A 25596-nucleotide genomic window follows, 5' to 3' on the forward strand; every position below is an offset into this window, starting at 1 on the left:
AGCTACGATGGCGTTTACTCTCTTTCGTTTAATTCAGTTCGATTTGACGCAAAACCCCAGACTCAGAAGCGAAATCTTGGTCGTGACTAATCAGAACAAATCCACCTTTGTATGTATTTAACGCCTGACTAAGCATTATTTTTGAATCGAGATCGAGATGGTTATCTGGCTCATCAAGCAGCAGAAAAGGCAGAGAGTGTTGGTGGCTGACGATCAGCATCGCGAGCTTCATCTTCTCGCCACCGCTCAGTACGCGCCCCAACCGAAATACAGCATTCCGACGAAAACCGATCCCCGCCAATAAGGTTCTCGCTTCACTTTCCGTCATCTCTAGGCAGCTCTCCATTACGTTCTCAAGTAACGAAAGATTTGGATTCACTGCGCCAAAGTGTTGGTTGAGATAATACAAGGGTGTATTCACTTGCAGCTCACCACTCAGCAACGACAACTCGCCAAGCAACGTCTTTAACAAGGTTGACTTTCCGCAGCCATTTTTCCCTTTGAGATGGACTTTATCGTTCGCAAAAATCTGCAAAGTGATAGGAGTAGAATCCCCAAAAGGCAATATACCTTCTTGTGTCGACAACACTTTTCTCGAACGGTTCGGATTATCTGCAAGATAAAACTTTTGCGCTTTGAGCTGCTCATGTCGCGATTGCAACGCCCGCTCTTTGGCTTGTAAATGCGCTTGTCTGAGTTGCTCATTCTTATTGCGATTTGAGGCGCTGGCGGTCGCGCTATCCTTTTTGCCATCAAGCAAAATTTTGGGCTGACTGCCGTCTTTGCGCAGTTTGTTCCCTTGCGCGGCGCGTTGGTCTGCTTTTTCGCGATTTTTCTGGGCTTGCTCAGCTAACCGTTTTTTGTGTTTATCGACCTGCGCTAACTGCCTTTCGACCGCTTGTAACTCAGTGCGTTTTTGCTCGGCATACACATCGTAATTTCCACCAAAAACCTGTAAGCCTAGGCCCGAGAGTTCCCAAATTTCCTCCATTGCTCGAAGCAGCTCGCGATCGTGACTGATGAGTAAAATCGCGCCACCGAAATGCCTCATAGACTCTATCAACCATTGTTTCGCCTCGGTATCGAGGTGATTGGATGGCTCATCGAGAATCAAAAGTTCCGTTTCGTTTTCAAACAACTGCCATAACTGCAAACGCGCCAACTGACCACCACTGAGCCGAGCACAAGAGAAATCAGGGTCTTGCGGTAAGCCCATCGCAGCAAGCTGCTGTTTGAGTTTCAGTTCAATATCCCACTGTTCGCCAACCAGTTCGAACCAATGCTCAGAAACATCACCTTGTTCAATCTGCTTTAAAGCATGTAAGACCGAGTCTGTTCCCAGAAACTGGGCGATCGATTGCTGACCTGAAAGCAAATCAGACGGCTGCTGGCGATACATCATGAAAGAAGAGGGAGAAGTCACAACACCGCTGGCAGGTTGAGTTTCGCCCGCCAAAATGGAAGCCAAAAGCGACTTACCGATGCCATTGCGCCCGACCAAACCAACACGTCGTTTAGTCATGGAACAAGAAATAGACTGGAATAGCGTCTCGCCATTATCAAACTGATGGCTAACATTAAAAGCTTGTAAAACTGGCATAATTTGCCTCCTGTATGACAGGGACAACAGCCGTAGCTATGATTTGAGATTGAAACAAAACGCGTGCACAAACGCATTAAGCTTTATGTACAGCTCGACGATAAACGTCAAATCAAAAAGTCGTCTTGTTGCAAAGAAATATCGGAAAGTGAGCTACGCCTACTAACCCTGCAGATCCAAAAAATAAGTAAAAATATGGATAACAGGTTTAGTTCTTCATGTTGGCGTAATCTCCTAGAGAAATGATTTGCGAAGTTTAGCGGGTTTTCTGACTAAAAAGCAAGCAGCATTATTTATCAAAACTTTGAACGATTTCGAGATCTTATCTACACAAATTTTGCCCAAGCCATACTATGCTTACAGTAAAGCTAATCCACATAAGGGCGTGGTAATGAAATACAAACATATCCTTGTTGCACTCGAACTGTCCGATGAGAGCACTGTTCTGATCGACAGAGCCGTAGCGATGGCTAACTATCTCGACTCCGATATTTCATTCATCCATATTGATGGAACTCACGGGGAAATTTATCGTGAGCTCGTAGACATTAAAGAGAACCCAGACCAAAGGCCGCTGAATGAGCACTCTATGGAATGTTTGAGAACATTCAGTGAGTACATGGATTATCCACTCAAACACTTCTTCGTGGGTACTGGTGATTTAGCCGATAAGCTCGAAATTACCATCAAAGAGCAAGAAGTGGACTTGTTGATTTGTGGACATCATCAAGATTTCTGGAGCAAAATCATTTCCTACTCAAGACATCTTATCAACAAGTCACCAGTCGATATTTTAGTCGTTCCTATTCATGATTAATTAGAATTTGACGCTTGCCAAAACCACCAACTTATTTGGTGGTTTTTTATTGATATTGAAACAGCTTAAGCACTTTTCCAAGCTAGCTTGACGGCCATTTATGAGTTACATTTTCTAACCAACCTGCGCTCCTACCGGGCATGGTTATTTAGATAGCAAGGATCCTTATGGCGAATAAAAAAGTATTAATTCTCTTTGCTCATCCTTCCCAGCATCGTTCAGAAGTGAATACTCCACTTTTCAAAGAAGCTCAAAAAATTGAAGGCGTGACATGTGTTGATCTCTATGGTGAATACCCTCGTTTCGATATCAATATCGACCGTGAACAACAACGCTTGCGCGAGCATGATGTGGTGGTTTTTCAATTCCCACTATATTGGTATTCAACCCCAGCAATTTTAAAAGAGTGGCAAGATCTGGTTTTGGAGTATGGCTTTGCTTACGGCACTGAAGGAACCGAACTACAAGGTAAAACCATGCTGTGCGTGCTTTCGGCCGGCGGCAAGGAAGAAGCTTATAAAGCCGAAGGCTACAACCATTTTACGATTCGGGAACTGCTCGCTCCTATTGAGCAAATGTCAGCACTCACAGGTATGCACTACATTGCGCCTCTTGCTTTGTTCGGCGCACGTACAGCCGAAGAAGAAGGACGAATTCCCCGTCATGTCGAACGGTACAAAAGCCTGCTAACAGCATTAGTCGAAGATAGACTGGATGTTGAAGCAGCTGCGTCATTAATCAAACTCAACAGCGCACTTCCGAAGCTCATCAAGGAGGCTTCATGACAGGGATATTCTTACAAGCCTTCGTGTATTTGATTGCCGCTGTAATTGCGGTACCACTTGCCAAGCGTTTAGGGCTCGGTTCCGTTTTAGGTTACCTCATCGCTGGTGTGGTAATTGGTCCAATTATCGGTTTAGTCGGTGAAGAAACAACGACAATTCAGCACTTTGCCGAATTTGGCGTGGTGATGATGCTATTCCTAGTGGGGTTAGAGCTAGAGCCTAAAATGCTCTGGTCAATGCGAAATCGTTTAATGGGCTTAGGCGGTCTTCAAGTTGGCGGTACCATCGCGGCGATTATGGGTATTGCCCTGTACTTTGAGCAGCCTTGGACCATTGCCTTAGCCATCGGCTTGATTTTCACCCTTTCTTCTACCGCGATTGTTTTGCAAACTTTTAGCGAAAAAGGGTTAACGAAGACAGAAGGCGGACAAAACGCGTTCTCTGTTTTGCTTTTCCAAGATATCGCTGTTATCCCGATGTTGGCCTTTATTCCATTGCTGGCCCTGCCGGAGTTAGTCGAACAAGCACAAAATGCTGTTCAAACGGCTGCGCAGCATCATGACGATTTAAACCTCGTGGCCGATTTACCGGGCTGGGCGTACGGAATAGTCATCACAGCATCGATAGCGATTGTTGTCGTTGGTGGTCACTTTTTAAGTCGACCTCTGTTGAGCTATGTTGCTAGCTCTGGGCTGCGTGAGATTTTTACCGCCACCGCATTGATGCTGGTGATCGGCATCGCAGCACTGATGAGTTTGGTTGGCTTATCTCCTGCTTTAGGAACTTTCTTGGCTGGCGTTGTATTGGCGAACAGCGAATTTCGCCACGAGTTAGAGTCCAATATCGAACCATTTAAAGGGTTGTTGCTGGGTCTGTTCTTCATCACCGTCGGAGCTGGGATCAATTTCTCGGTTCTATTTGGTGACTTCTGGTTGATCATGGCACTGACCATTGGCGTGATGGTATTAAAGGCCTTGGTGCTATTTATTCTCGCGCTGATATTTAGAGTGAAAGGCAGCAACCGCTGGCTGTTTACCTTAAGCTTGGCTCAAGCGGGTGAATTTGGTTTTGTGTTGCTAAGCTTCTCTGTGCAAAACCACGTCATTCCGTTTGAACTCTCGCAAACTCTTGCGCTGGTTGTTGCTATCTCAATGTTCTTAACGCCAGGTTTGTTCATTCTATTTGACAAATTAATACTGCCGCGTTTTGAAACTCAATCAAACGAAAGGGAAAGCGATACGATTGAAGAAAAAGGCACAGTAATCATCGCTGGTATCGGCCGTTTTGGTCAGATTGTTAACCGCTTGCTTGTTTCTAATGGTGTAACAACAGTGGTGCTCGATCACCAAGCCAACCAAGTTGATAACATGCGCCAGATTGGCACTCGTGCTTATTTTGGCGATGCGACTCGACCAGATATGCTGCACACTGCAGGCATCGAGCATGCGGCTGCGTTGGTCGTCGCAATTGATAACCAAGAATCGAGTGTGGAACTGGTGAAGTACGTCAAACACACGTACCCCAAAGTAACGGTGATCGCACGCGCCTTTGACCGTGGTCACGGCTATCTTTTGCGTCAAGCTGGGGCTGATATTATTGAATCGGAAACCTACCATTCCGCATTGGAGATGGGTGGTCACACGATGAAAGCACTTGGTATTCACCCCTTCTTTGTTGAGCAGCAAAAAGCGACATACAAGCGTGTTGAAGCACGCAAGTCCGAGCTACTCTACAAAGCTTGGGAAGATGATTCTGAAGGCGAACGTTATGACAACAATTTCCGACAACTGTTTATTCAGTTAGAGGAAAAAATGGCGGAAGAGATGCAAAAAGATCGCCATGACAAACTCTCGCGCTCAGAACGTGGTTGGACGCCACCGCCGAAAGGTTACGCCGATGACTTCAATGAAGATAACGTTCAAGAACTAACACCGCCGAGAGAAGAGCCGATCTGACGGTAACTTGCTCAATATTAAAAACCTCCCGCTTGGGAGGTTTTTCTTTTTCAGTACAGAGCCACATGCCGTGCAGGATAAAATGATCTTCTCACGAGATTACATAAGATCATTCATTAAAATCTCATACTCTTCGTTTGCTTCTTCCACTAAGTGAGAAAGCTCTAACGCATCAGTAACTGCAAGATTGAACTGCCACGGAGTTGTGTCTTCTTTACCACAGATTCGAGTTTCACACCCACGGCTCTCAAAAGACAAATCATCAAACTCTGTGGTATGGCGCTCTTGAAGTTCTACAATCTCAACTTCTAATTTACCGACAGGGTTAACTTTAACGCGAGCATGTAAATCCGAACTGTTAGACAAACAATAATCTCTATGAACCGCAATCATGGCCGCCTCCTTGGTCTGCCAACTAACAACTCACCCATGAGTGTAGACGAGGGAGTTTGAACGTGGGGTGAAATAATAATGAAGATTGATCTGTCTCATTGGAGTAGACAATTATTGTTGTGCTGGTATGAGCCGGTATGAATCTCATCTGATTTAAATCGTTCCTAGATCACAAGAGTTGGCATTTACCGAGACTTTCCCTATTATCGAAACAAATTTACTGTAGTCATTCTTTAGAGGTCAGTATGGAGCTTGAAGCCGTCGCTAAAGCACTAAAAGAGTTAGGTCATCCTACTCGTTTAAGTATTTACAAAGAAGTTGTCAAAGCGGGATACAAAGGTATCGCGGTAGGCGGCGTACAAGAAAAGCTTGGCATTCCTGCTTCAACTCTCTCTCATCATATTTCTAGTCTAGCCTCAGCCGGGCTTCTCACCCAACGTCGTGAGGGGCGAACCCTTTTTTGCGTTGCAGAGTACCAATGTTTAGATGATGTGATCGGTTTTTTAAAGGCTGAATGTTGCGTTAATGAGTGCTCATAACCTCATAGCAGACGCGAAAGACTTCGGTTTTACATTAGACTTTACCCGTTCTTGAATGACCGCCGATAAACATAAACACCGAGCTCGCTAAGCTCGGTGTTTTATTTTTTAGTTTTCGACGAGCAACATTGAGGCTTTAGGTGGCACAATTAACTTACCGTCAGATGGAACGTCCTGATCCGTCATCAAATCCACCCAGTCGCCACCCATTTTCAATGCCAAAGACTGCTGACGCTGCGATTTATTAAGCACGACAATGCCTTTGCTCCCTCGCTTAAGTACCAGCATATCATCGTTACCTTCAAGAACACTCATCGACTCGCCATGCGTCATATTGTGGAACTGGATCATTTTCGCCATTCGCGGATCGTTCCATGCGCCTTGCCATCTTGGTTTGCCATTTTTATCTGTAATACCGCTAGTGTTTAAGTCGGTATAAACCAATGGCACACCACCATCGCGGCCTAGAATGTAGGCATAAGCTAACCATTCGTTTTCCTCATCCATGATCAGATCAAGAAAAACGTCATTGTTAGGAATGTCATGCGTGACAACAAATGTAATGGCGCGACCAGGCGAAAGGGCCTGACCGAAACAGTATGGGTCAATCAACGACTTGAAACTGCCCTTTTTAGCAAACGCCTTAAAAATGGTCGAGAACAACGGGAAATCGTAAGCGCCTAAGCGAGTTTCCTGTAAATACGGCTCAAGAAACAACTGATACTCTTCTTCTCTCGCACCGCCATCGGTAATAATTTCGCCAAATATATGCACATCGCGCGTGATGTCGTCTGTCCAAACACGTTTAAGATGCTCTAACGTCATGTGTTTCGCGGCATCAATACGAAAACCTTTCACACCAATGGCTTTCAGTGCTTTTAGGTAAGCGCGTTGCTGCTCAACGACATGGTCACAAACACGGAGGGTTGGCAAGCCAGGATCAGTTGGTCCACCAGTGATGCGTCCATTTTGTACCTGCCATTTATCTTTCCAGTCTTTAATACCGAACGCTTCAACAAAGTCCTCTTCATCAAAAAGCGGTTGAGATAAGTCGCCAAATAACGTTAGCGACTGATATTTCTGTTTGTTTTGTTGGTATTCCTCCAAGACCTCTTGCCTTGGATATTGGAGGTCTCGGCGAAGGTGGGCCTCATTTGCCATATGGTTAAACACCACGTCAGCGTAAACCCACACGCCAACTTGCTCCAGTTCACGAACCATACGGATAAAGTCTTTGGTATCACCCAACGCATTGTCGATGACACGGTAATCTTGAGGTTGATAGCGCTGCCACCAGCGATCATCGTGGGCGCTTTTCATTGGTGGCGAAACCAACACGGAGCCGTAACCTAGCTCGTGGATTTCTTTTGCTCGTTGGGCAATGTCAGCATACTTCCAATCAAACGCATGTAAGATAACATTCGCACCGAATGATTGTATTTCCTGTGAGCCACTCATGTTGTTCTCCTACTCGTTTTCACTCACGATTACTTGTTTGCATTTTTTTGTGAGTGAATTCAATAGTCGAAATTATAAGAGCTATTCATCAGACGCCCTCACCCTTTTCGCCCTAACTCAAGGCTGAAAATGAAGGCGTAGTGACTCCTCCATTGCCCAAGTAGAAACGGTTCTGGACGTAAACGAGTAGATGACATTCAAGCACACCGCACATAAAACAAACTAAATCATTGTTTTGTATTGCAAAAAATTGCATTCAAAATATATAAAAGAAAATGCCCGGGTACGCCCTAAAGGAGGCCAAAGACTAAAAACAGCCAAACCACTCTATTGAGTAACTAATTTTTAATAAAGTGAAACTGGCAGGTGGATCACGTTTGGCGCGTATTCAAAATAGCCCCCTTCTGCGTATCCCACCTTAAAACATGGAAGATTACCGTTTGTATCTATCCCGAAATGACTTCAAAATGCGGAACTTAGCTTATGCCTATTGGTATGAATTACCTTGGAGGGTAATCATGAATATCAAAGAGTTTTCTAGCCTCGTCGGCTTGTCTGCTCATACACTTCGATACTATGAAAAAATTGGCTTACTTAAACATGTCCATAGAAACGCGAGTGGGCATCGAGTGTATAGCGCGAAAGATCTAAGCTGGATTAGCTTCGTAAAGCGATTAAAAGAAACTGCAATGCCACTTGAAGAGATTCTGGAATATGCAAAATTAAGGGAAGTCGGCTCAGAGTCTGTACGACAACGCCAAGCCTTGCTAGAGCAACATCAAGAAAACCTCAAACTCCACATTGAACAGCAGCAAAAGCACTTAACGGCTCTAGAAGAAAAAATTGCCTTGTATAAAAGCGGAAAAGTTCGTTGACTTAGAGTTAACTCTAAGGATTAAGGTATGTTTGCATTTATTCACTAGGAACATATCGATGGAACAATCACGCTTTAACAAAGGACTAGAACTACTCTCTCACATTGATGGCGACGCTGGTCATAACGTCATCGAAACCTTACAAGATATTTGCCCAGATTTAGCTCAGTACACCATTGAGTATCCGTTTGGCGATATTTATGCTCGCCCAGGCTTAGACCTAAAATCGAGAGAAATCGCAACCGTCGCCGCGCTAACGGCAATGGGGAATTGTGCGCCGCAACTGAAAGTACATCTCAATGCAGCACTGAATGTGGGCTGCAGCGAGGCTGAAATTAAGGAAGTCATCTTACAGATGTCCGTCTACGCAGGGTTTCCAGCGGCATTAAACGGCATGTTTGCCTTCAAAGAAGTGCTGGCGGAAAGAGCAGAGTAATCACGACGTTGAAATCAATTTAAAGGCAATTAAAAACGGCCCTTGGGGATCGGGCCGTGATTTAAACAACGAGTGAATTAGCGCTCAGGGGTTTCAAGCAGTTTAACCGCGCAATCTACCGCGTTGTTAATGCCTTGACTACTCTCCAACTTGCCTGAACTTGCAGGACCAAGGGCACAAGAATACAAAGCCAGCTGCTTATCGAACGGCAGATCCAACTGTTCATATAGATTTTGTCGGATTCTTGCATGTTGTTCTGGTTCTTGGTTAGCAAGGCTAATCAACGTTTCATAAATAAGCGTTTTCATGTCTTTCCCTTTTCACTTTATTGCACGGGGTGCATATATATTGTATCCGTTTGGAAAGCACAAATCAGAAGCTAGGTCACAGAACGCGTCGCTAAAAAAGTTTATGTGCGCGGTAAATTGTAATACAAACCTAAAGCCGTTTAGAAAAAGAGCAAAGGATAACTCGATAAATCAGCCGATTAACTGGCATTCGCCGCTGTTTGATCACAATGGCATCCGATACAAACAAAAACGCCGCTCTATGAGCGACGTTTTTTATCTCGATTTCAGCTAATCGAGCATGTTTTAGTTGAAGTGCACTAACATTTCAACATCATCACCTTGTTCTGGTGCTTGAAGAGAGAAGTGCACATAGCCCGCTTCAGTAACAGGAATCGCAAAGTATTCGTTGCTACCTGCATAGTTGGACACGTACTCGTGTTGCTCAACCGTAGGCCAATGCTCTCTGCTGGCGTATAGATCGACATTACCAGTTTGAGAGTGGGCCGTTAGCCATACACGAATCTCTTCAACACCTTCAGGTACATACACTGCCGCATAACGCTGCTTGTGCACAGTGAGCATTTTTGCTTCACCAGACTCTAGTACCACTGGTGCCAAATCGTCTTGCACTTGTGTTGGCGGTGTTTGCGCTTCAACGTCTAAAGCAGCCACAAGATTCACAGAGTCATAGCTATCACGGCCAGTTAAACTGATGTAGTAACGACCTGCTTTCACGTAACCATCCTGCTCTGGCTCAAATACAATCTCTTCATTGCTGCCATCGCCATACTGGCTCATTTCAAAGTCGTAGTAATGCGCGACTTTGTTGTAGCTCATGTAAAGATCCGCATCACCCGCGCCCTCAATAGATACATTGAAGTTAACGGTGTTGGCTGGAACATCAACGTAGAACAGTTTTTCGCTGTATGCTTCGCCACTGAGTTGAATGCTTTGGTTCGCCGTCAATTCAGTCACTTGTGCTTCAGGTTCTGTTGGTTCTATTGGCTCTTCTGGGTCAGTACCTGGTTGCTCTGGCTCCACTTCTAACGTATCCAACCAACGCTCAAACTCTGCGTCATATTGTTGACCTAATGTCGTCACCTGTTGCGCCCACTGTTCAAACTGACCAGTGCGCGACAACGCCAACAAGCTTTCTACGTCTTGCGGATGATTTTCCAGCATGAATCGAACGGCCAAGTAACCCCAACGATAGATACGATTAGTATCGTGAGAATATGTGGTATCAAACACAGTTGAAAGGCTCAATTTACCGCCTGCAATCAGTTCGATCGCAGCTTGGTAGCCTTGTTTGTAATGCATGTATTCAGCAAAACCTTCCAGCCACCACACGATATGACCGTGGGCTAAGTTATCACTGAATGAACCGTACTGGTTAAATCGCGCGTCCAAATAGTGCGTGTACTCATGCTCTAGATTCAAAATCGATAAATCTTCGCCATTCGCATAGCGATAAGCCACGAAACGGGCGGTATTGTCCGCTTTTGATGGATTCCCTTCAAGGTACTGACCACCGTTGTCCGTTGTATTACCAAACAGGAACGAAGAATAATCAACGTAGCTGTCGTTACTAGCAAACACCGCCACCTCAACACGGTCATTCAAGTCATCAGCGACAGGTTGATTGCCCGTATTCGCCACTTGATGGAAGTCGGCTTCTTTCGCAGCCAGCACTTCACACGCTTTCGCAGCTTGAGCATCGGTTAGATCTTCAGAGCGAATGATGGCAGGTCCCTGACACTCAAAACGATTTGGCATCACGCGCGCTGCTAGATCTTGCTTCGCTTGATCTAGGTCCAGACCGTTTAAACCTTCAGGTGCGTAGTAGCTCATCATCTCTACGGCAGCAAGCCACAGTTTGTCATGCTCACTACCCAGTGGGTAACGTTGCATCACTTGTTGCATCACAGCCAAGGCTTTGCGTTTGGTCTCCTGATCTGGGCTCGCAAGCAAACGACCAGTTTCACGTAATGCATTGAAAACAATAAAGCTCGCATCCGTATCCAATGCCCAAGCGTTATCAGATGCGAATCTCGCTAATGTATCAATATGGTGAGTATTGTTTGCCATGTAGCGGTAGAACTCATCGTTTGCTACATGACCTGCCATAGAACGGAACAGGTTGTTTAAACCATCGACCCATTGCGTGTCCTGCGCGGTTTCACGGTTAAAGTGCATCAACGCGGCCATCATGCTATCCATGGTCAGCGGCAACTGCTTCACGTTATCAACCATCAAAGTCAAGCTCTTCATTGCGCCAACTTGTTCACGGCCTTGTTCCAAAGCATGAGGGTTGTTAAGGAATAGGTTCGTCGACTGAGCAAAACGCTGACTCAACGCTTCTGAAAACTCAGGTGTACCTGTGCCAGCATTGTAACGAACGTAGTATGCAGCACGAATAAACTCGCCCAGATTTTCTAGAACACGAGCTTGCTCTGCTTCTCCACGATAGCGGGCAATTTCTTGATCCAACGCGACTTGGATACGGCTTAAGCTCGCTTCGCTGTAAATATCGTTCAGCGTTGCGGAAGGAGCTGAAAACCAAGCGTGGTAGCAATCATACTCAGCACCAGAAACGGCAGCAGCCAAGTCTCTCGATTGTTGTAAATCAGCAACAGCGCACTGGTTTTGTGCAAAAGAGAAGCTAGACACACTCGCTAGCATACAAGCAAGCGCCAAACGATGGCGCGGGAAAAAACGGATATGAGACATAACAACACTCATTGATTATTAACATACATTGAGTGGGGGTTTATATTCTTTACAGCTCAAACAGTGAAATCAGTATCATAAAATTTATGAAATCGCTCCCAAAAATAGGCTTTTTACTCTAAATTTATGGGATCAATCCCAATCCAAGATTTCTCACAATTATCAATAAAAACATTAATTTACCTTTTTCTAAATAACGACTTTATGAGGAAAATTGCCCTTAAACTCCACCCTTAACTCTTCCAGATAGAGTTCACGACAATCAAAGGTTCTAAATTAAATTTTGATGCTTGATACTATCTATTTTTATTTGTGACTCATTCCCAATAAGTCATCGAGTGCATATCAAAAGGTTGGCATTAATGGTAAATTCTCCGCCAAATCAAACACATTTACTCCTCGAATCATTGATGAGTGAATAAGCAGATATTTGGCTAGGGATAATACATGTCACTTTGGGGATTTTTGGGAGCGGCGCTTGCCTACTTCATGACAACGTTTGCCTTTGTTTTTGGCGGCATTTTTTGGTTATGTGCTGAAGGTAATACATTAAGAGAAACAAAGCGCCAGTCATCAATAATGTCCGGGATTATTGCTTGTACTATTGGAACTTGGGTGCTTGCTTTTGGTGTTTACGTTTACGGTTACTTTTGGGATAACTCTTCTCACTATTATTTTTATTTGCTCGCTCCATGGGGACTTGCCATTTTTGGGGTAACACTTCGTAACCGCTGGGTTAAGCAATACGCGCGTGTAAAACACGCAAAAGAAGAACAGTGGCAAAAGCGCTGGCGAGAATTATTAGGGGAAGATACTGAAGATCTTCCACCATATACACATGATTACGAGCTCTACTCGGGCATTTGGCAAGCCAATGAAGCGCTCCTAGAACAGTGTTTTGCAGCCCTTCCTCACGGGAAAGCAGTCTACGAGAGAGTGAAAGCCTTCCAAACGATGGCCTCCCCGCTGGTGACATAAACAATCAAGTTTTGCTGAGTAAACTCGATCAACTAGAGGATGAAATCATTCAAGTTCTTGAGCAACACTCGCAAAAGAAAGTAAGCATTGAAACTGGCTCAGGTACTTTACGCAAAGAGTCAAAACGCAATGTTTATCACCATGAGAATGGCCCAACAGAAGAGCAACTGTACGACTCAATCAACCTCCAACATGATTTGGATCGAGAGCTACGCAACATTATCTATGATCGGCTCGGTTACGATGGTGAAGATGAGTACTTTTTCCTCCAAGCGCCACTCGAAGAGCTTACCGAGAATGAAACCGCAATCAACTGGATGCTCTGGGGTTTAGTAAGCGACCATTTTGCTGTTGACCCATACCAAACGGCGTTGGATCTCAGCCTAATGAATGCGGAACCAAGATGGGGGCAAAATGAACGGTTTGTAATGATTACGGCTCAATAAACGCAAGTACTAAGTCTAACTTTAATACCACCTATTCTGAAACCACCCTCGCGTTGGTTAACTTAGCCAATAAGCCGCCAACGCGATCACGCATTTCACGTCTGTCTACAATCATATCTAATGCACCATGTGCCAATAAAAACTCACTTCTTTGAAACTCGTCTGGTAGCTTTTCACGTACCGTTTGTTCAATAACACGCCTTCCCGCAAAGCCAATGCTTGCTTTAGGTTCACCAATATTGATGTCTCCCAACATGGCTAAACTCGCCGAGACGCCACCATAAGTTTGGTCCGTCAATACTGAGATATAGGGTAATCTGTGCTCAGATAAGTGGTTTAACGCGGCGCTGGTTTTTGACATTTGCATTAGTGCTACCAAAGACTCTTGCATGCGCGCCCCTCCGCAAGCAGAAAAACACACTAGCCCAGATTTTGTATTAATCGCAGTTTCAACGGCGCGGACAAATTTCTCGCCAACCACCGCCCCCATCGAGCCAGCCATGAAAGAGAATTCAAACGCACAAGCTACAACAGGCAAGCCTAGCAACTTCCCCTGCATCACAACCAAGGCATCTTTTTCTCCAGTCGTTTTCTGCGCGATGGCAATTCGCTCTTTATATCGCTTTAAGTCTTTAAAACCCAAAATATCCTGCGGTTCCAACTCACTTGCCAACTCTTGCTGTGTTCCATGATCCAGAAAAGTGTTCAACCTTTGACGTGCAGCCATTCTCATGTGATGAGAGCACCTAGGACATACTTCCAAATTCTCTTTTAATGCCGCGCGATAAAGTATTTGTTCACATTCAGGGCATTTTGTCCAAACGCCCTCAGGAATAGACGCTTTGCGCGAACCTATTATATTCTTATTCTCAAATAACCTTTCTAGCCAACTCATGAGTACCTCATTATTGATCACCTCGTAGCACGACATCTGCATCGTTTGCCCGCTCTGACTGTTAAATAAAATTGTATGCAACTCAGTCTGAGGATAAAGTGCAATATGCTGGCTTGATAATCCAATAAAGTGGGACAATAGAATGTTTGATAACGTCGACCAAATCTGGTTAAAAAGTTTTCACTGTGTGTATGAAAACAACAGCTTTAAGCGAGCCGCTGAGTGTTTGAATATACCAACATCGAATGTCAGCCGACATATTGCCCTGCTTGAAGAAAAGTTAAACATCAGGTTGTTCAATAGAACGACAAGGCGAATGACGCCTACCGAGGCTGGAGAAGAGCTCTATAGCAGCACTCGTCCATTATTGGAACAACTCAACAACGCGCTAGAAACCGTGACTCGCCACTCGCACACCGTAACGGGAGAGCTACGTATTCTTATGCCAGACACACCTGTACTGGCCAAAGCGGTTGTCACCTTTTGCACGCAATACCCGTCAATCTCTTTGTCTTGCGATACAACGCTAAACCCTAAAGATGATGTTATTGATAGCTTTGATGTCATTTTGAGTTTTCATAGAGGGACTTTGTCTGACAGCAATTGGGTAGCAAGGGAAATCAAACGCTGGCCCAGTGCTATTTTGGCTGCGCCTCAACTGCTTAATAAGTACGCCAGCCCTTACAAAATTACGGATTTAAATCATGTTCCCTGTATCACGACACTTACCGCAGTAAATGGTGCTCCCTGGGTGTTTAAAAACCCCAACGGAGGTCATATTACGCAAACAGTACAATCCTCGTTCAAAGTAAACAGTGGCCATCTCGCTAAATCTGGCGCGTTATCAGGGCTTGGATACGCAATACTTCCAATAGAATCATGCAAAGATGAGATCGAGAGCGGCAAGCTTGAAGTCATCCCTCTAGAATACGAACCTGAAGATTTAGTGCTTTATGCGTTTTACTCTTCTAGAAAGCACTTAGCCAAGAAAATCTCTATGTTTGTTGAGCACTTAAAACAACACGCGAAGCTTAACGCCTAGTTAAGCACTAATCATTTATCCCAATAACTATAAAAACTGGCATAGTAGAGCAAATCGACATTCGATTTTCTCAAATAAAAAAGCCAGCAATCGAGATTTACTGGCTTTTGCAAAAGGATTTCCGTTCGCGCTTAAATTCTAAACGCTCCTACGTGGCGATCGAGAGTTCTCGATAATTCCGCAAGTTGTTGACTTGATTCTTCCAATTGCTCACTCGCCGTTAGCGCGTTTTTCACGGAGTGACTGACGGTATCCATATTCATGTTAATTTCATTTGCTACCGTCGATTGCTGTTCTGTTGCCGTTGCCACTTGAGTATTGATATCCAAAATAGTAGTAACTTGATCAGCAATTGCCTCTAGTGCTTGTCGAGCCAGCTCCGTTTCTGCAGTGCCTTCTTCAATTAAGGTTCTACTATTACTCATTGAATTAACCGCACTTTGGGCTTCGGTTTGCAACTGATGGATCATATTGTCAATTTCATCAGTGGACTGAGCCGTTTTAGTGGCAAGATTACGGACCTCGTCTGCCACTACGGCGAAACCTCGTCCGGCATCACCGGCGCGCGCTGCTTCAATAGCGGCATTTAACGCCAATAGGTTCGTTTGCTCAGAGATCCCTCTAATGACTTCGAGAATACTACCAATCGACTGAGTGTTGTCCGCAAGACTTACGATAATATTGGAAGTACTGTTCATCTCGTTTTCAAGATTCGTCATCGCCGTCTTGGTGCGTTCTAGCGTCTTGTAGCCATCTTGAGTCTCATTACTTGCCGTGCTCGCAGCACTTGCTGCACCAGCAGCATTTGACGCGATTTCGTTGACGGTCGCGATCATTTCGTTCATAGACGTGACAACCAACATGGTTTGCTCATTCTGCTCCTGCCCTCTTGCGAGCGCTTGTTGAGATTGTCCACGCAGCGCAACAGCAGAACCATTCAGATCCACACCAGTATTTACAACTTGTGTAATGATTTCATGTACCTTGCCAACAAACACGTTGAACGCCGAAGAAATTTGTGCGACTTCATCATTACCTTTTGCTGGTAAACGAACCGTTAAGTCTCCGTCACCTTTCGAGATGTCTTGCAACGCCTCCTTAAGCGCAGAGAGCGGTCGCATCAGCTTGTTGAGTAGCAGCGATAGAGCCAAAACACACAGAACGAAGATCACCACCATGGAAATCAGTTGGGAAGTAATAATTCCATTCGTCGCTTGGCTTACTTCTGTAATAGGAATACCAATATCAAACGTACCGTACAACTGACCATTCACGTAGATCGGCGCCATGATATCAAACACCCACACTTTCTGGACATCGGCATACCACTTTGAATACTGTTGTACACCCTTGGTTGCACCTTCAACGGTATAGTTATCATTGTAGGTTTTATTTAGCTTTTGCTTATCACTGTGAGCAACCGCCGTCACATTGCGATCAATTACGACTGCATAGCTTACGTCTGAACGTTGTTTCAAACCCTCAACAAGCGATTGTAAGTCTTGCATTGGGTTGGCTGAGTTCTCCAAAATATAACTTGCATTTCCTGCTAAAAACTCAGCTTGAACTTGGGATTTGTTTAAGATGATGTCATCGATTTTCTGACTCGAAATTAGGTACGTTGATGCCATACTTGCCACGACAGCAATACCAAACATGGCGCAAACGGCTAATAAGATGATTCTTTTCATTTTAATTGTCTCGGTACAATTCAATGTGATGCTCACGACAGAGCGTTAAGCCTTTCGCCTCTTATAACCAACACAAACTGTATTTTTAGCCTGTCTGGCAAAGCTAGACGTAACTTTGTAGCCACTGTATCTGCCTGATTACCGATAACTTTAGAATGAAGGAAGAAAAGTCTTCAAAACGTCACATTTCTACGAGGTTTGACTGAAAAACAAGAGAGTAATCGATAACTTCAAGTAAGCGGCCACACTAGCATCGAGAGTTAAAAAAAGAGTTCTAGTTAGAGCCTTGAAAATATAAATAAGCGAGCGCTTCGACCTATATTCTTACAATTCTCCTTTGCTCAATTAAGTTAATTCTATTCCAAACTCTTTAATAACGATGGTCACAATGAAGAAACAAACGATTGAAATAATGGCGCAAATTCCCAAAGAGAACCAAAACGAATATCGGCTCAGTAAGAAAGGAAAAACTAGAAACATCGGCAATGTAGGCAGTACATACCAAAAAGTATAAAACGCGTGGTTCGCGAGCTTTTCCTGACCTTGCCCTTCAATATACATCCAAATTAAAGCTAAAATAGTGACCGTCGGGAGCGCGGCAATCAGCGCTCCCGCTTTATCACTTCTCTTGGCAACTTCAGATATCAGCACCACTATTCCTGCGGTTAACGCGTACTTAGTAATCATCCACAACATGAAAGAGCTACCTTTAATAAACAAAAAGCGACGTAATAATTACAACAGAGCTTAGCTCATTAACGTCGTAAACCCGTGCATGCCCATATACATACCAACGGCACTAATCAAGATCCCCGATAGATAAGGTGCACGACGAGCCACATCGTTCAAACCACTCCACTTCGATGTTGCTTTTTGAACGCCCACTGCCGCGACAACACCAACCGCAACTAAAGTTAACGCTAGACCAATACTGAACGACACCACCAAGGTTGCACCAAGTGTCATGGCCTTAAGTTGCAAACAAATGAGTAAAACAGTGACCGCCGCCGGGCATGGTATTAACCCACCAGTCAAACCAAACAGAAGTATTTGTCCATTGGTAACATCTCGATCGCCAAAGCGCTTTTGAATATCTAGAGCGTGAGCACGCTCATGAGCATCTTGGTACTCTTTATTCTCACTTTCCGAATGGGAATCCGCATGAAAATGCACCTCGAAATCGTGGGTGTGATCATGGTGCCCGACCATCAATGTGACGAAAAAATCATCAGAGGCTTCAATACAGGAGGCAGATTCCAAATAGCCATCGCGCTCAATAAAGTGATAAATATCAGAAGGCTGTCTGATTGCGTTGGGTAGCACTAGTTTAACGTTTTCAGCCGTTAAAGGCTTACCGTTAAGTGTGCGTAACTGAAAACGGCAGTGATGCCCTTCTTCTACGATAGAAAGCGATAGATGCCCATGACCAGTATCGACAACTTGCGTTCTCCAGTCTCGAGCTTGCTTATGAGCTTTGTGCCAAGCTCGCTCATCACTCCACGTTCTCCAGAACATCCATAAACCCGTCGAAACGATAATCACCCCAGAGATAAGCTGCATCCATGGCTCCGCAGCTTCTGCAGTAAATCTTTGGCTTATATACATCCCACCCGCAGCAATTATCCATACGATCGCCGTATGGGAAAGCGTTGCAGCCAACCCCAACATCACCGCCTGCTTCACTGTTCCTTTTACGGCCACAATAAACGCCGCCATCATCGTTTTTGAATGTCCTGGCTCTAATCCATGTAACGCTCCTAATAAAATGGCGCTGGGTATAAAAAACCATCCATTACCTTGTTGTAATAATGCGACAAAATCCATTGTTATTCTCAATATGCTCTTCTAAAGTTGCCCCAAACTATACTCCCCCCAGTATTTAATACTACCCCCCAGTATAAGATAAGTGCTACATTATCAGTTAGAATCTCGCAGTCAGTAACTTAAAGAAGATAAGTCATGTCCCATACAACCAGAGATCAAAAAAAGCTCAGTACCCGTGTCAGCAAAATACAGGGTCAGGTGAATGGTCTTAAAAAAATGCTGGAAGAAGAACATGAGTGCCAAGATGTGTTGCAACAAATCGCTGCAATTCGAGGGGCTGTAAATGGCTTAATGAAAGAAGTAATTAAAGGCCACTTACTTGAGCACGTTGTACTTGAGGAAGACAAAACTCAACGTGAAAAAGATATGGAAGTCGTATTGAAAGTACTGGACTCTTATATAAAGTAACCCTACTTCGCTAGAGTAAAGTCACTAGGGTTAAACTCGAATAGATCCTTTATATGTAATCGTTAACTAAACGGGAAATAGAGATTCCATTTCATATCGATTAGGTTGAAAGAAACTATATCAGTTCAAGTTAAATAGTTTAGTTATCAGAACTAAAACGGCCCAAACGTAGGGCCGTTCATATTATTAAAAATCCTTAAACTATCTGCTAAAAATACATATTGTGATAGGTTTTGACTTTATGGAAGAGTACAAGTAAACCTTTATACCTCTTGTAATTCGACGTGCTTAGCGCTGTAAGATTTTGTAAATGCAATACACCCCAAAAGTACAGCAAGTGGTAACACGGGATCAAAGATTGAACCATGAGATCCGAAGAATAAGTTAAGAATCATGACTAATGAACCACCAATAGCCCAAGCAATTGTTGTTGGAATAGTCCAAATAATGAGTTGTTTCTTAACCTCAGTCACCCCCATTAGTCGATTAACAATATGGAATAACGAGTCATTAAAGTAGCCAGCAAATAGAGATCCCATCGTAGCTGCCGTCGCTGCGAATAAAAGGTTAACATCAGGAATATTCACTAAAACTGGGGCAGATATAGAAGCAGCGGTTATCATGGAGACTGTACCAGAGCCTTGAATAATGCGAACTAACGTCGCAATAATAAATGGAATCATAACCGCAGAAATAGGAAGCCCTGCAACTTGGTTGGCAATCTCTGCGCCCGCACCCGTTTCGCGCAATACCGCACCTAACGCGCCACCAGCACCTGTTACTAACAAAATGATGCCACAAGTGGAGATTCCTTGTTCCATCTTTTCATTCGCTTCTTCTTTGGTAAGGTTATTACCCAATGTGTAAACCGCTAATAAGGTTGCTATTGATAGTGCAATTGTAGGGCTGCCGATAAAAGCGATAAATTGACCAAATGTTGTTGCTGTCAGCCCTTCGAAACCGAAAGTACCCTCTAATAAACCCATCACTGATTTCGCAAGTATAAGTAAAATAGGGATAATAATTGGAGCGATAGATTTACTTAAAGATGGTAGGTCTTTCGCTTCTTTACTTGCAATGTACTCTTTGTGATCATTAATCAGTTGCTCACTAGACTTCGAGAAATGTTCGGTTGGAATGAATTCAGGAAACTGCTTTTCTAACCATCTTGCATACCAAACAATACCCATGACACAAGGCGCTGCGATCATCAAACCAAAACCTAACATGCTGGCAAGATCGACACCAAAGATACCAGCAACTCCCAAAGGCCCTGGAGTCGGCGGAATAGCGTGATGCGCTACGACCAAGCCGCCCGCCAGAGCAACCGTAAGCGTTAAAATCGAGCGATTGGACGTTTTTGACAAAGACTTCGCAATTGGATAAAGAATGATAAGCGCGCTATCCACAAAGATTGGGATGCTAACAATATAGCCAGTTACAGCAAGAGCGGCCTCTTCTTTCTTTTTTCCTAACCACTTTATAAAATTATAGGCAATACTTTCTCCTGCTCCAGAAGCCTCTAAAATAGCCCCCATCATAACGCCGAGACCGATGACAATCCCTATACCGCCTAATGTTCCACCAAATCCTTTGCTAACGGTCGCAATCGTGTCGTCAACACTTAACCCACCAATAATACCTGCGATACATGCCGCAATTAACATCGCAATTAACACATGTACTTTTGTACGTAATACAAGAAAAACAAGGACTGATACGGCTACTATTAGTCCAATTACTGAGGTTGGTAACATTAGACAATCTCCATATTGTTAACAGAAATAAATTGTTGTAATACATCCTTGAAATTACTGTCTGCTTTAAATCCAAGCTCCAGTTCTTTAGTACAATCAATTTTTTGTGGCCAACTACTCACAATACGATCAATACCCGCATCATGCTCATAGGTAATATAATTAGAAAGTTGCTTACCCACTAAAGTGTCCATTGTTTGAATCATCTCAGCTGGTGTAGTTTGAATGCCAGGTAAATTAAGCGTTCTATAGGACAGATTATTTAACTGCTCATAAGGCATTAGCCCTGCATACTGAATATTGTCAACCACTCTAGACGGGCTCGATATCCAAAGTTTTAGCGTAGGGTCTACAGGACAATTTGATTCTTGAGCATTCAAAGGCTCACGAATAATTCCGCTTACGAAAGAGCTAGCGGCAAGGTTTGGTTTCCCAGGGCGAATACAAATAGTCGGTAAACGTACGGATACAGCTTTAACAAAGCCTTTACGGGCATAGTCGTTAACCAATAACTCACCTATAGCTTTTTGCGTCCCGTAGGATGACTGAGGATGAAGTGCTGTTATTGGTGTAATCGTTTCCGGAAGCTCACCACCAAATACAGCTAAAGATGAAGCAAACGTAAAACGAATATTAGGGTTTACTTTACGGCAACGCTCAAGCAATAACTGTGTGGTCGTCAGGTTTACAGCTACGCCTAAATCAAAATCTTGCTCAGCATGGCTCGATACAATTGCCGCTAAATGAAAAATGTGTGTCGTTTCGGCAGTAATAACTTGGTCTATATTTTCTCGCTTTGTCATATCCATGACTAAAGAAACGACTCGGTCATCAATGCCCTCTAAGCGCGACTTTTGAATGTCGACAATAGTAATACTTTCAGCTTTGTTTTCTTTTAGTAGTGATTTGGCAAGTAGGGTTCCGAGAAAACCCGCCCCTCCAGTTATGATAATATTCATAGTCACGACCCTTTGTTTTTGTAATTAGTTTCAAGTTATTTATGGATAGAAATTAAAATTGTTATAGGTATGGTTTAACCCAACTAAGGCCCAGCTGCGTGCTATGCCTTGGGTTGTATTCACAACCGATCCAGCCTTGGTAACCAGAGTCATCCAAAACATTGAATAGGTGTGGGTAATTCAGTTCGCCTTCCGATGGTTCGTGCCTTTCAGGCACAGAAGCAATTTGAATATGGCCTGTGTATGGCGCCACATCGCGAATCAACGTACTCAGATCACCGTCCATAATTTGTGCGTGATAGAGATCGAGCTGCAATTTCACGTTTGGACGAGCCACTTGTTTGATGAGTTCAACCGCTTCACGTTGATGTGCAACAAAGTAGTTCGGTACATCGCGATTGTTGAGTGGCTCAATCATCAGCTCAACACCTTGTTCGGCAAACTTATCCGCTGCATAACGAATGTTTGAGATAAAGGTTTCAATATGCTGATCACGAGTGAAGCGAGAATCAACAATGCCAGACATAGCGTGAACCTTTTTACAGTTCAGTGCCTTGGCGTACATCAGAGCAGTCTCGACGCTCGTTTTAAATTCATCCTCACGCCCCGGAATAGCTGCAAAACCTCGTTCACCTGCATCCCAATCACCTGGAGGCATGTTGAATAACGCTTGCTCAAAACCAAACTGCTGTATCTTGCTTGCTAGTTTTTGCGCTTCGAATGCGTATGGGAAAAGGTATTCCACCGCTTTGAAGCCCGCTTGGTGTGCTTTTTCGAAACGATCTAGAAAAGGAACTTCTGTGAATAACATTGTCAGATTTGCCGCGAATTTAGCCATTACTTACCTCTCCCTTTTAGGTCTTGAATCTCAGTATCCGTTAAGTAGCGGATGTTGCTGTCTTTAAGAATGAACGCTAGCTTCGCTGTCTCTTCTAGCTCTTCTGCGTTATCCACTGCATCTTCAAAGTCCGTACCCGTGATCACTGGACCATGGTTCGCCAGGAGGAAAGCTCGGTAGTCACTAGCCCGCTGCGCAAGTTCTTCAGCAATCTGAGGGTCGCCCGGGCGCAGGTACGGAATCACTGGCAGTTCGCCAATGCGCATTACAAAGTAAGGTGTGAAAGCTTTGATGGCATTCTCGCGATCTAAACCTTCAAGACAAGAAAGCGCCGTCAAGTAAGTAGAATGCAGATGCACAATCGCATTACACTTTGAGTTATTTCGATAAATCGCCAGATGAAAAGCCACTTCTTTTGATGGCTTTTCACCAGAGATATGGTTGCCATCAATATCCACAACCGAAAGCTCTTCAGCAATCAAGCGGCCGAACGAAGAACCAGTTGGCGTTGCCAGAAAGTGTCCATTAGGCAGTTTTAGAGAAAGGTTGCCAGCGCCGCCAGTCGCATAGCCACGTTCAAACATAGAGCGCGCCATAGTGACCATTTGCTCTCGCAGTTGTTGTTCTGTCATCAATTCTTTATTCATCACAACCTCACCTATTCAAAAAACGACTGTGCTTTGGCAAAGAAGTGTTCATCGCCGAAGTTGCCCGATTTCAGAGCCAAAGAAAGCTCGCCTTCAAGTGACTTCACCCAAGGTACACCTGGTGCGATTTGAGGACCGATATGAAAACCTTTTACGGCTAGGCTTTGGGTTACAACCCCTGAGGTTTCCCCACCCGCAACGATGAAATTTTTCACACCGTGCTGCTGAAGTTTGATTGCAAGTTGGCTAAAGAATTGTTCAACCGCGTGACTTGAAGCATGCGCGCCAAACTCTTGTTGAATCGCTTTTAACGCCGCTGCATCTGCGGTTGCGTAAACCAGTGGTGCGAACTCGCTTTCGACGTTGGTCATGACCCAATCAAACACTTGATTTGAGTAATCTTCTTCCGTCAGACACGCCTTCACATCAATAGCAAAGTGTGGCGCTTTTTCTTTGTAAACAGCGACCTGTTGGTTGGTCATGACAGAACAAGATCCAGATAACACAACGGTTGGTGCCTTTTTAGGGTTCCCCTCTTGCTTCGCATCACTTTGATCTTCAAGGTTCTCTATCCAGTTCTTAGCAATACCCGCAGCCAAACCAGAACCACCAGTTACCAGTTTTAGAGACTTCGCCGCTTGGCCAAGTGTGACAAGATGCTCTGCATTGAATGCATCAACCACTGCATAGCGGTTGCCTTGTACTTTTAGCTCTTCAAAGCGCTCAATTACCGCTTTTGGACCTTGTTCAATTATTTGGAAGTTCACCAGGCCAGATTTGCCTTGAGATTGAGCATCCATCATACGAACTAGGCTTGAATCAGTCATTGGTGTCACAGGGTGATTACGCATACCTGAGTCGCTTAGCAAGTCTTGGAATACAAATAGATGGCCGTTGTAAACTGTGCGACCATTCACTGGTAATGATGGGCATACAATGGTGAACGCTTCACCTAACTCTGCAAGCAGTGCATCCGTTACAGGACCAATGTTACCTTCTGCTGTGCTGTCAAACGTTGAGCAGTACTTGAAGTAAAACTGCTGACAGCCATTTGCTTGCAGCCACTTAAGCGCAGCTACTGAATCCTCGATTGCCTCATCTACAGGACAGGAGCGAGATTTAAGACTGATCACGACCGCATCTGCGTTTACATCAATCTCTTCTTTTGGAATACCGTTAAGCTGAACTGTGCGCATGCCGTTTTCTACAAGAAAACCTGCGATGTCTGTTGCGCCAGTAAAGTCGTCTGCGATAACGCCTAATAACATCATTTTTTCTCCGTTTTACGTGCGCTTACTTCTGTTTGTTTTCTACACCTGGAAGCTCAATACCATCAAAAATCTTGATAACGGCACTGTCGTCTTCCTGGCCAAAACCAGCATTGCTTGCACTCAAAAACATGTTTAGTGCTGTGCTTGATAGAGGAAGTGGAAATTTGAGATCTTTTGCTGTGTCCGATACGAGGTTTAGATCTTTCACAAAGATGTCGACCATAGATTTAGGGGAGTAGTCACCATCAACTACATGCTTCATGCGGTTCTCAAACATCCAAGAGTTACCCGCTGCATTCGTCACCACGTCGTACATCAGGTCAAGAGGAATGTTTGCACGTGCCGCTAATGCCATTGCTTCAGCACCAGCTGCGATATGAACACCTGCTAGCAATTGGTGGATAATCTTCACAGTTGCGCCTAGGCCAATCGCTTCACCGATGTTGTAGACCTTAGCTGCCGTTGCGTTGAGTACTGGTTCAAGTGCATCAAATGTGCTTTGCGCTCCCGACGCCATAATAGTCATCTCACCTGATTCTGCTTTTGCAGCACCACCAGATACCGGTGCATCAAGCATCACAAGGTTGTGTTCTGCCAATTTCGCTTCAATTTGTTTTGCGTCTTCTGCTGAGATGGTTGCTGAAACCATTACTGGCGTATTCGGCTTAAGCGCTGTAGCAAGACCGGTTTTGAACAAGACCGTGTTAACTTGAGCTGCGTTCACAACAAGAACTAGAACCGAATCAAGCTTATCTGCAAACTCAACTGCATTTGTAGAAACAGCTTTTGCACCGAATGAACCTAGCTCTTCAAGCGCTTGAGAATTTAAATCGAAACCATATACATCTAGGCCTGCACGCACACATGACTTTGCGGCGCCCATTCCCATAGAGCCTAAACCGATAACACCTACAGATTGAACTTCACTCATAAAAACAATGCCTTCTGGTCTATTAAACTTT

Annotated in this window: 25 protein-coding genes; 10 read left to right on the forward strand and 15 right to left on the reverse strand. The window is 44.3% G+C overall.

Going from position 1 to position 25596, the window contains the following annotated elements; genetic code table 11:
• Positions 1-28 precede the first annotated feature (28 nt).
• Positions 29-1600 (reverse strand): ATP-binding cassette domain-containing protein, encoded by a 1572-nt coding sequence (locus P4S59_RS22825; RefSeq protein ID WP_337169117.1) that lies wholly within the window; start codon positions 1598-1600, stop codon positions 29-31.
• Between the two features lie 391 nt (positions 1601-1991).
• Here P4S59_RS22825 and P4S59_RS22830 point away from each other — a divergent pair, with 391 nt between their 5' ends.
• The 3 genes from P4S59_RS22830 (at position 1992) to P4S59_RS22840 (ending at position 5157) form a co-directional block, all read left to right on the forward strand.
• On the forward strand, positions 1992-2417 hold the full coding sequence (locus P4S59_RS22830; protein ID WP_005392539.1) for a universal stress protein: 426 nt from the start codon (positions 1992-1994) through the stop codon (positions 2415-2417).
• 167 nt (positions 2418-2584) lie between these two features.
• Positions 2585-3202 carry an NAD(P)H-dependent oxidoreductase gene (locus P4S59_RS22835; protein ID WP_005392538.1) on the forward strand — a complete coding sequence of 206 codons (618 nt, stop codon included), beginning with the start codon at positions 2585-2587 and terminating at the stop codon, positions 3200-3202.
• On the forward strand, positions 3199-5157 hold the full coding sequence (locus P4S59_RS22840; protein ID WP_337169118.1) for a monovalent cation:proton antiporter-2 (CPA2) family protein: 1959 nt from the start codon (positions 3199-3201) through the stop codon (positions 5155-5157). The genes P4S59_RS22835 and P4S59_RS22840 overlap by 4 nt, the downstream gene beginning before the upstream one ends.
• A 99-nt stretch (positions 5158-5256) precedes the next feature.
• Here P4S59_RS22840 and P4S59_RS22845 read toward each other — a convergent pair whose 3' ends face one another.
• Positions 5257-5550: a hypothetical protein gene (locus tag P4S59_RS22845; RefSeq protein ID WP_054867530.1), complete on the reverse strand. Its 294-nt coding sequence runs from the start codon at positions 5548-5550 to the stop codon at positions 5257-5259.
• Between the two features lie 245 nt (positions 5551-5795).
• On the opposite strand from P4S59_RS22845, the gene P4S59_RS22850 reads away from it, so the two are divergent.
• The gene (locus P4S59_RS22850) at positions 5796-6089 is read left to right on the forward strand and encodes an ArsR/SmtB family transcription factor (RefSeq protein ID WP_005375388.1); all 294 of its coding nucleotides are present in this window, start codon (positions 5796-5798) and stop codon (positions 6087-6089) included.
• A gap of 108 nt (positions 6090-6197) precedes the next feature.
• Here P4S59_RS22850 and P4S59_RS22855 read toward each other — a convergent pair whose 3' ends face one another.
• Entirely contained in the window at positions 6198-7547 is a 1350-nt protein-coding gene (locus tag P4S59_RS22855) for an alpha-amylase family protein (RefSeq protein ID WP_337169119.1), read from the reverse strand.
• Positions 7548-8065: 518 nt separating this feature from the next.
• On the opposite strand from P4S59_RS22855, the gene P4S59_RS22860 reads away from it, so the two are divergent.
• Positions 8066-8422, forward strand: a complete 357-nt coding sequence (locus tag P4S59_RS22860; RefSeq protein ID WP_005392533.1) for a MerR family transcriptional regulator — start codon at positions 8066-8068, stop codon at positions 8420-8422.
• Between the two features lie 58 nt (positions 8423-8480).
• Complete coding sequence (locus P4S59_RS22865) at positions 8481-8858, forward strand: carboxymuconolactone decarboxylase family protein (protein ID WP_256953135.1); 378 nt, start codon at positions 8481-8483, stop codon at positions 8856-8858.
• Positions 8859-8935: 77 nt separating this feature from the next.
• Here the strand turns inward: P4S59_RS22865 and P4S59_RS22870 are convergent, their stop codons facing one another.
• Positions 8936-9166, reverse strand: coding sequence for a PAS factor family protein (locus tag P4S59_RS22870; protein WP_005375384.1), 231 nt, complete (start codon positions 9164-9166; stop codon positions 8936-8938).
• A gap of 285 nt (positions 9167-9451) precedes the next feature.
• Positions 9452-11878 carry a M9 family metallopeptidase gene (locus P4S59_RS22875; protein WP_337169120.1) on the reverse strand — a complete coding sequence of 809 codons (2427 nt, stop codon included), beginning with the start codon at positions 11876-11878 and terminating at the stop codon, positions 9452-9454.
• 447 nt (positions 11879-12325) lie between these two features.
• On the opposite strand from P4S59_RS22875, the gene P4S59_RS22880 reads away from it, so the two are divergent.
• Entirely contained in the window at positions 12326-12856 is a 531-nt protein-coding gene (locus P4S59_RS22880; RefSeq protein ID WP_337169121.1) for a hypothetical protein, read from the forward strand.
• Positions 12857-12867: 11 nt separating this feature from the next.
• A complete protein-coding gene (locus tag P4S59_RS22885) occupies positions 12868-13302 on the forward strand; it encodes a hypothetical protein (RefSeq protein WP_337169122.1) in 435 nt (144 codons plus the stop codon).
• Positions 13303-13333: 31 nt separating this feature from the next.
• Here P4S59_RS22885 and accD read toward each other — a convergent pair whose 3' ends face one another.
• Positions 13334-14197 (reverse strand): acetyl-CoA carboxylase, carboxyltransferase subunit beta, encoded by an 864-nt coding sequence (accD, locus tag P4S59_RS22890; RefSeq protein WP_047008421.1) that lies wholly within the window; start codon positions 14195-14197, stop codon positions 13334-13336.
• Positions 14198-14339: 142 nt separating this feature from the next.
• On the opposite strand from accD, the gene P4S59_RS22895 reads away from it, so the two are divergent.
• A complete protein-coding gene (locus tag P4S59_RS22895; RefSeq protein WP_337169123.1) occupies positions 14340-15239 on the forward strand; it encodes a LysR family transcriptional regulator in 900 nt (299 codons plus the stop codon).
• 131 nt (positions 15240-15370) lie between these two features.
• Here the strand turns inward: P4S59_RS22895 and P4S59_RS22900 are convergent, their stop codons facing one another.
• The 3 genes from P4S59_RS22900 to P4S59_RS22910 all read right to left on the reverse strand — a co-directional run bounded on the left by P4S59_RS22900 (position 15371) and on the right by P4S59_RS22910 (position 18754).
• Entirely contained in the window at positions 15371-16930 is a 1560-nt protein-coding gene (locus tag P4S59_RS22900; RefSeq protein WP_047008423.1) for a methyl-accepting chemotaxis protein, read from the reverse strand.
• Positions 16931-17275: 345 nt separating this feature from the next.
• Complete coding sequence (locus P4S59_RS22905; RefSeq protein WP_005392525.1) at positions 17276-17626, reverse strand: DUF3147 family protein; 351 nt, start codon at positions 17624-17626, stop codon at positions 17276-17278.
• Between the two features lie 51 nt (positions 17627-17677).
• The gene (locus tag P4S59_RS22910; RefSeq protein WP_104970192.1) at positions 17678-18754 is read right to left on the reverse strand and encodes a nickel/cobalt efflux protein RcnA; all 1077 of its coding nucleotides are present in this window, start codon (positions 18752-18754) and stop codon (positions 17678-17680) included.
• Positions 18755-18889: 135 nt separating this feature from the next.
• On the opposite strand from P4S59_RS22910, the gene rcnR reads away from it, so the two are divergent.
• Positions 18890-19162 carry a Ni(II)/Co(II)-binding transcriptional repressor RcnR gene (gene rcnR, locus P4S59_RS22915; protein ID WP_048625306.1) on the forward strand — a complete coding sequence of 91 codons (273 nt, stop codon included), beginning with the start codon at positions 18890-18892 and terminating at the stop codon, positions 19160-19162.
• A gap of 263 nt (positions 19163-19425) precedes the next feature.
• On the opposite strand, the gene P4S59_RS22920 is transcribed toward rcnR, so the two are convergent.
• The 6 genes from P4S59_RS22920 to ltnD form a co-directional block, all read right to left on the reverse strand.
• Entirely contained in the window at positions 19426-20919 is a 1494-nt protein-coding gene (locus tag P4S59_RS22920) for a GntP family permease (protein ID WP_048625307.1), read from the reverse strand.
• Entirely contained in the window at positions 20919-21878 is a 960-nt protein-coding gene (gene denD / locus P4S59_RS22925) for a D-erythronate dehydrogenase (RefSeq protein WP_243327591.1), read from the reverse strand. The genes P4S59_RS22920 and denD overlap by 1 nt, the downstream gene beginning before the upstream one ends.
• A gap of 61 nt (positions 21879-21939) precedes the next feature.
• On the reverse strand, positions 21940-22716 hold the full coding sequence (gene otnI / locus P4S59_RS22930; RefSeq protein ID WP_017635261.1) for a 2-oxo-tetronate isomerase: 777 nt from the start codon (positions 22714-22716) through the stop codon (positions 21940-21942).
• Positions 22716-23363, reverse strand: a complete 648-nt coding sequence (otnC, locus tag P4S59_RS22935; protein ID WP_005385078.1) for a 3-oxo-tetronate 4-phosphate decarboxylase — start codon at positions 23361-23363, stop codon at positions 22716-22718. The genes otnI and otnC overlap by 1 nt, the downstream gene beginning before the upstream one ends.
• Before the next feature lie 11 nt (positions 23364-23374).
• On the reverse strand, positions 23375-24631 hold the full coding sequence (otnK, locus tag P4S59_RS22940) for a 3-oxo-tetronate kinase (protein ID WP_301657718.1): 1257 nt from the start codon (positions 24629-24631) through the stop codon (positions 23375-23377).
• Between the two features lie 25 nt (positions 24632-24656).
• Positions 24657-25565, reverse strand: a complete 909-nt coding sequence (ltnD, locus tag P4S59_RS22945; RefSeq protein WP_085344551.1) for an L-threonate dehydrogenase — start codon at positions 25563-25565, stop codon at positions 24657-24659.
• Positions 25566-25596 lie beyond the last annotated feature (31 nt).

Origin of the sequence: Vibrio sp. M60_M70 (genome assembly GCF_037162085.1) — a bacterium.
In the GTDB taxonomy this organism is placed as follows: domain Bacteria; phylum Pseudomonadota; class Gammaproteobacteria; order Enterobacterales; family Vibrionaceae; genus Vibrio; species Vibrio diabolicus.

Excerpts from the sequence above, each read along its gene's own strand:
- otnI (WP_017635261.1), bottom strand. The coding sequence starts at position 22,716 with ATGGCTAAATTCGCGGCAAATCTGACAATGTTATTCACAGAAGTTCCT.
- P4S59_RS22880 (WP_337169121.1), top strand. The coding sequence starts at position 12,326 with ATGTCACTTTGGGGATTTTTGGGAGCGGCGCTTGCCTACTTCATGACA.
- P4S59_RS22850 (WP_005375388.1), top strand. The coding sequence starts at position 5,796 with ATGGAGCTTGAAGCCGTCGCTAAAGCACTAAAAGAGTTAGGTCATCCT.
- P4S59_RS22900 (WP_047008423.1), bottom strand. The coding sequence starts at position 16,930 with ATGAAAAGAATCATCTTATTAGCCGTTTGCGCCATGTTTGGTATTGCT.
- P4S59_RS22855 (WP_337169119.1), bottom strand. The coding sequence starts at position 7,547 with ATGAGTGGCTCACAGGAAATACAATCATTCGGTGCGAATGTTATCTTA.
- P4S59_RS22845 (WP_054867530.1), bottom strand. The coding sequence starts at position 5,550 with ATGATTGCGGTTCATAGAGATTATTGTTTGTCTAACAGTTCGGATTTA.
- P4S59_RS22870 (WP_005375384.1), bottom strand. The coding sequence starts at position 9,166 with ATGAAAACGCTTATTTATGAAACGTTGATTAGCCTTGCTAACCAAGAA.
- rcnR (WP_048625306.1), top strand. The coding sequence starts at position 18,890 with ATGTCCCATACAACCAGAGATCAAAAAAAGCTCAGTACCCGTGTCAGC.
- otnK (WP_301657718.1), bottom strand. The coding sequence starts at position 24,631 with ATGTTATTAGGCGTTATCGCAGACGACTTTACTGGCGCAACAGACATC.
- P4S59_RS22860 (WP_005392533.1), top strand. The coding sequence starts at position 8,066 with ATGAATATCAAAGAGTTTTCTAGCCTCGTCGGCTTGTCTGCTCATACA.
- P4S59_RS22830 (WP_005392539.1), top strand. The coding sequence starts at position 1,992 with ATGAAATACAAACATATCCTTGTTGCACTCGAACTGTCCGATGAGAGC.
- P4S59_RS22835 (WP_005392538.1), top strand. The coding sequence starts at position 2,585 with ATGGCGAATAAAAAAGTATTAATTCTCTTTGCTCATCCTTCCCAGCAT.
- P4S59_RS22910 (WP_104970192.1), bottom strand. The coding sequence starts at position 18,754 with ATGGATTTTGTCGCATTATTACAACAAGGTAATGGATGGTTTTTTATA.
- P4S59_RS22875 (WP_337169120.1), bottom strand. The coding sequence starts at position 11,878 with ATGTCTCATATCCGTTTTTTCCCGCGCCATCGTTTGGCGCTTGCTTGT.
- P4S59_RS22865 (WP_256953135.1), top strand. The coding sequence starts at position 8,481 with ATGGAACAATCACGCTTTAACAAAGGACTAGAACTACTCTCTCACATT.
- otnC (WP_005385078.1), bottom strand. The coding sequence starts at position 23,363 with ATGAATAAAGAATTGATGACAGAACAACAACTGCGAGAGCAAATGGTC.
- P4S59_RS22840 (WP_337169118.1), top strand. The coding sequence starts at position 3,199 with ATGACAGGGATATTCTTACAAGCCTTCGTGTATTTGATTGCCGCTGTA.
- P4S59_RS22825 (WP_337169117.1), bottom strand. The coding sequence starts at position 1,600 with ATGCCAGTTTTACAAGCTTTTAATGTTAGCCATCAGTTTGATAATGGC.
- P4S59_RS22905 (WP_005392525.1), bottom strand. The coding sequence starts at position 17,626 with ATGTTGTGGATGATTACTAAGTACGCGTTAACCGCAGGAATAGTGGTG.
- P4S59_RS22895 (WP_337169123.1), top strand. The coding sequence starts at position 14,340 with ATGTTTGATAACGTCGACCAAATCTGGTTAAAAAGTTTTCACTGTGTG.
- denD (WP_243327591.1), bottom strand. The coding sequence starts at position 21,878 with ATGAATATTATCATAACTGGAGGGGCGGGTTTTCTCGGAACCCTACTT.
- P4S59_RS22920 (WP_048625307.1), bottom strand. The coding sequence starts at position 20,919 with ATGTTACCAACCTCAGTAATTGGACTAATAGTAGCCGTATCAGTCCTT.
- ltnD (WP_085344551.1), bottom strand. The coding sequence starts at position 25,565 with ATGAGTGAAGTTCAATCTGTAGGTGTTATCGGTTTAGGCTCTATGGGA.
- accD (WP_047008421.1), bottom strand. The coding sequence starts at position 14,197 with ATGAGTTGGCTAGAAAGGTTATTTGAGAATAAGAATATAATAGGTTCG.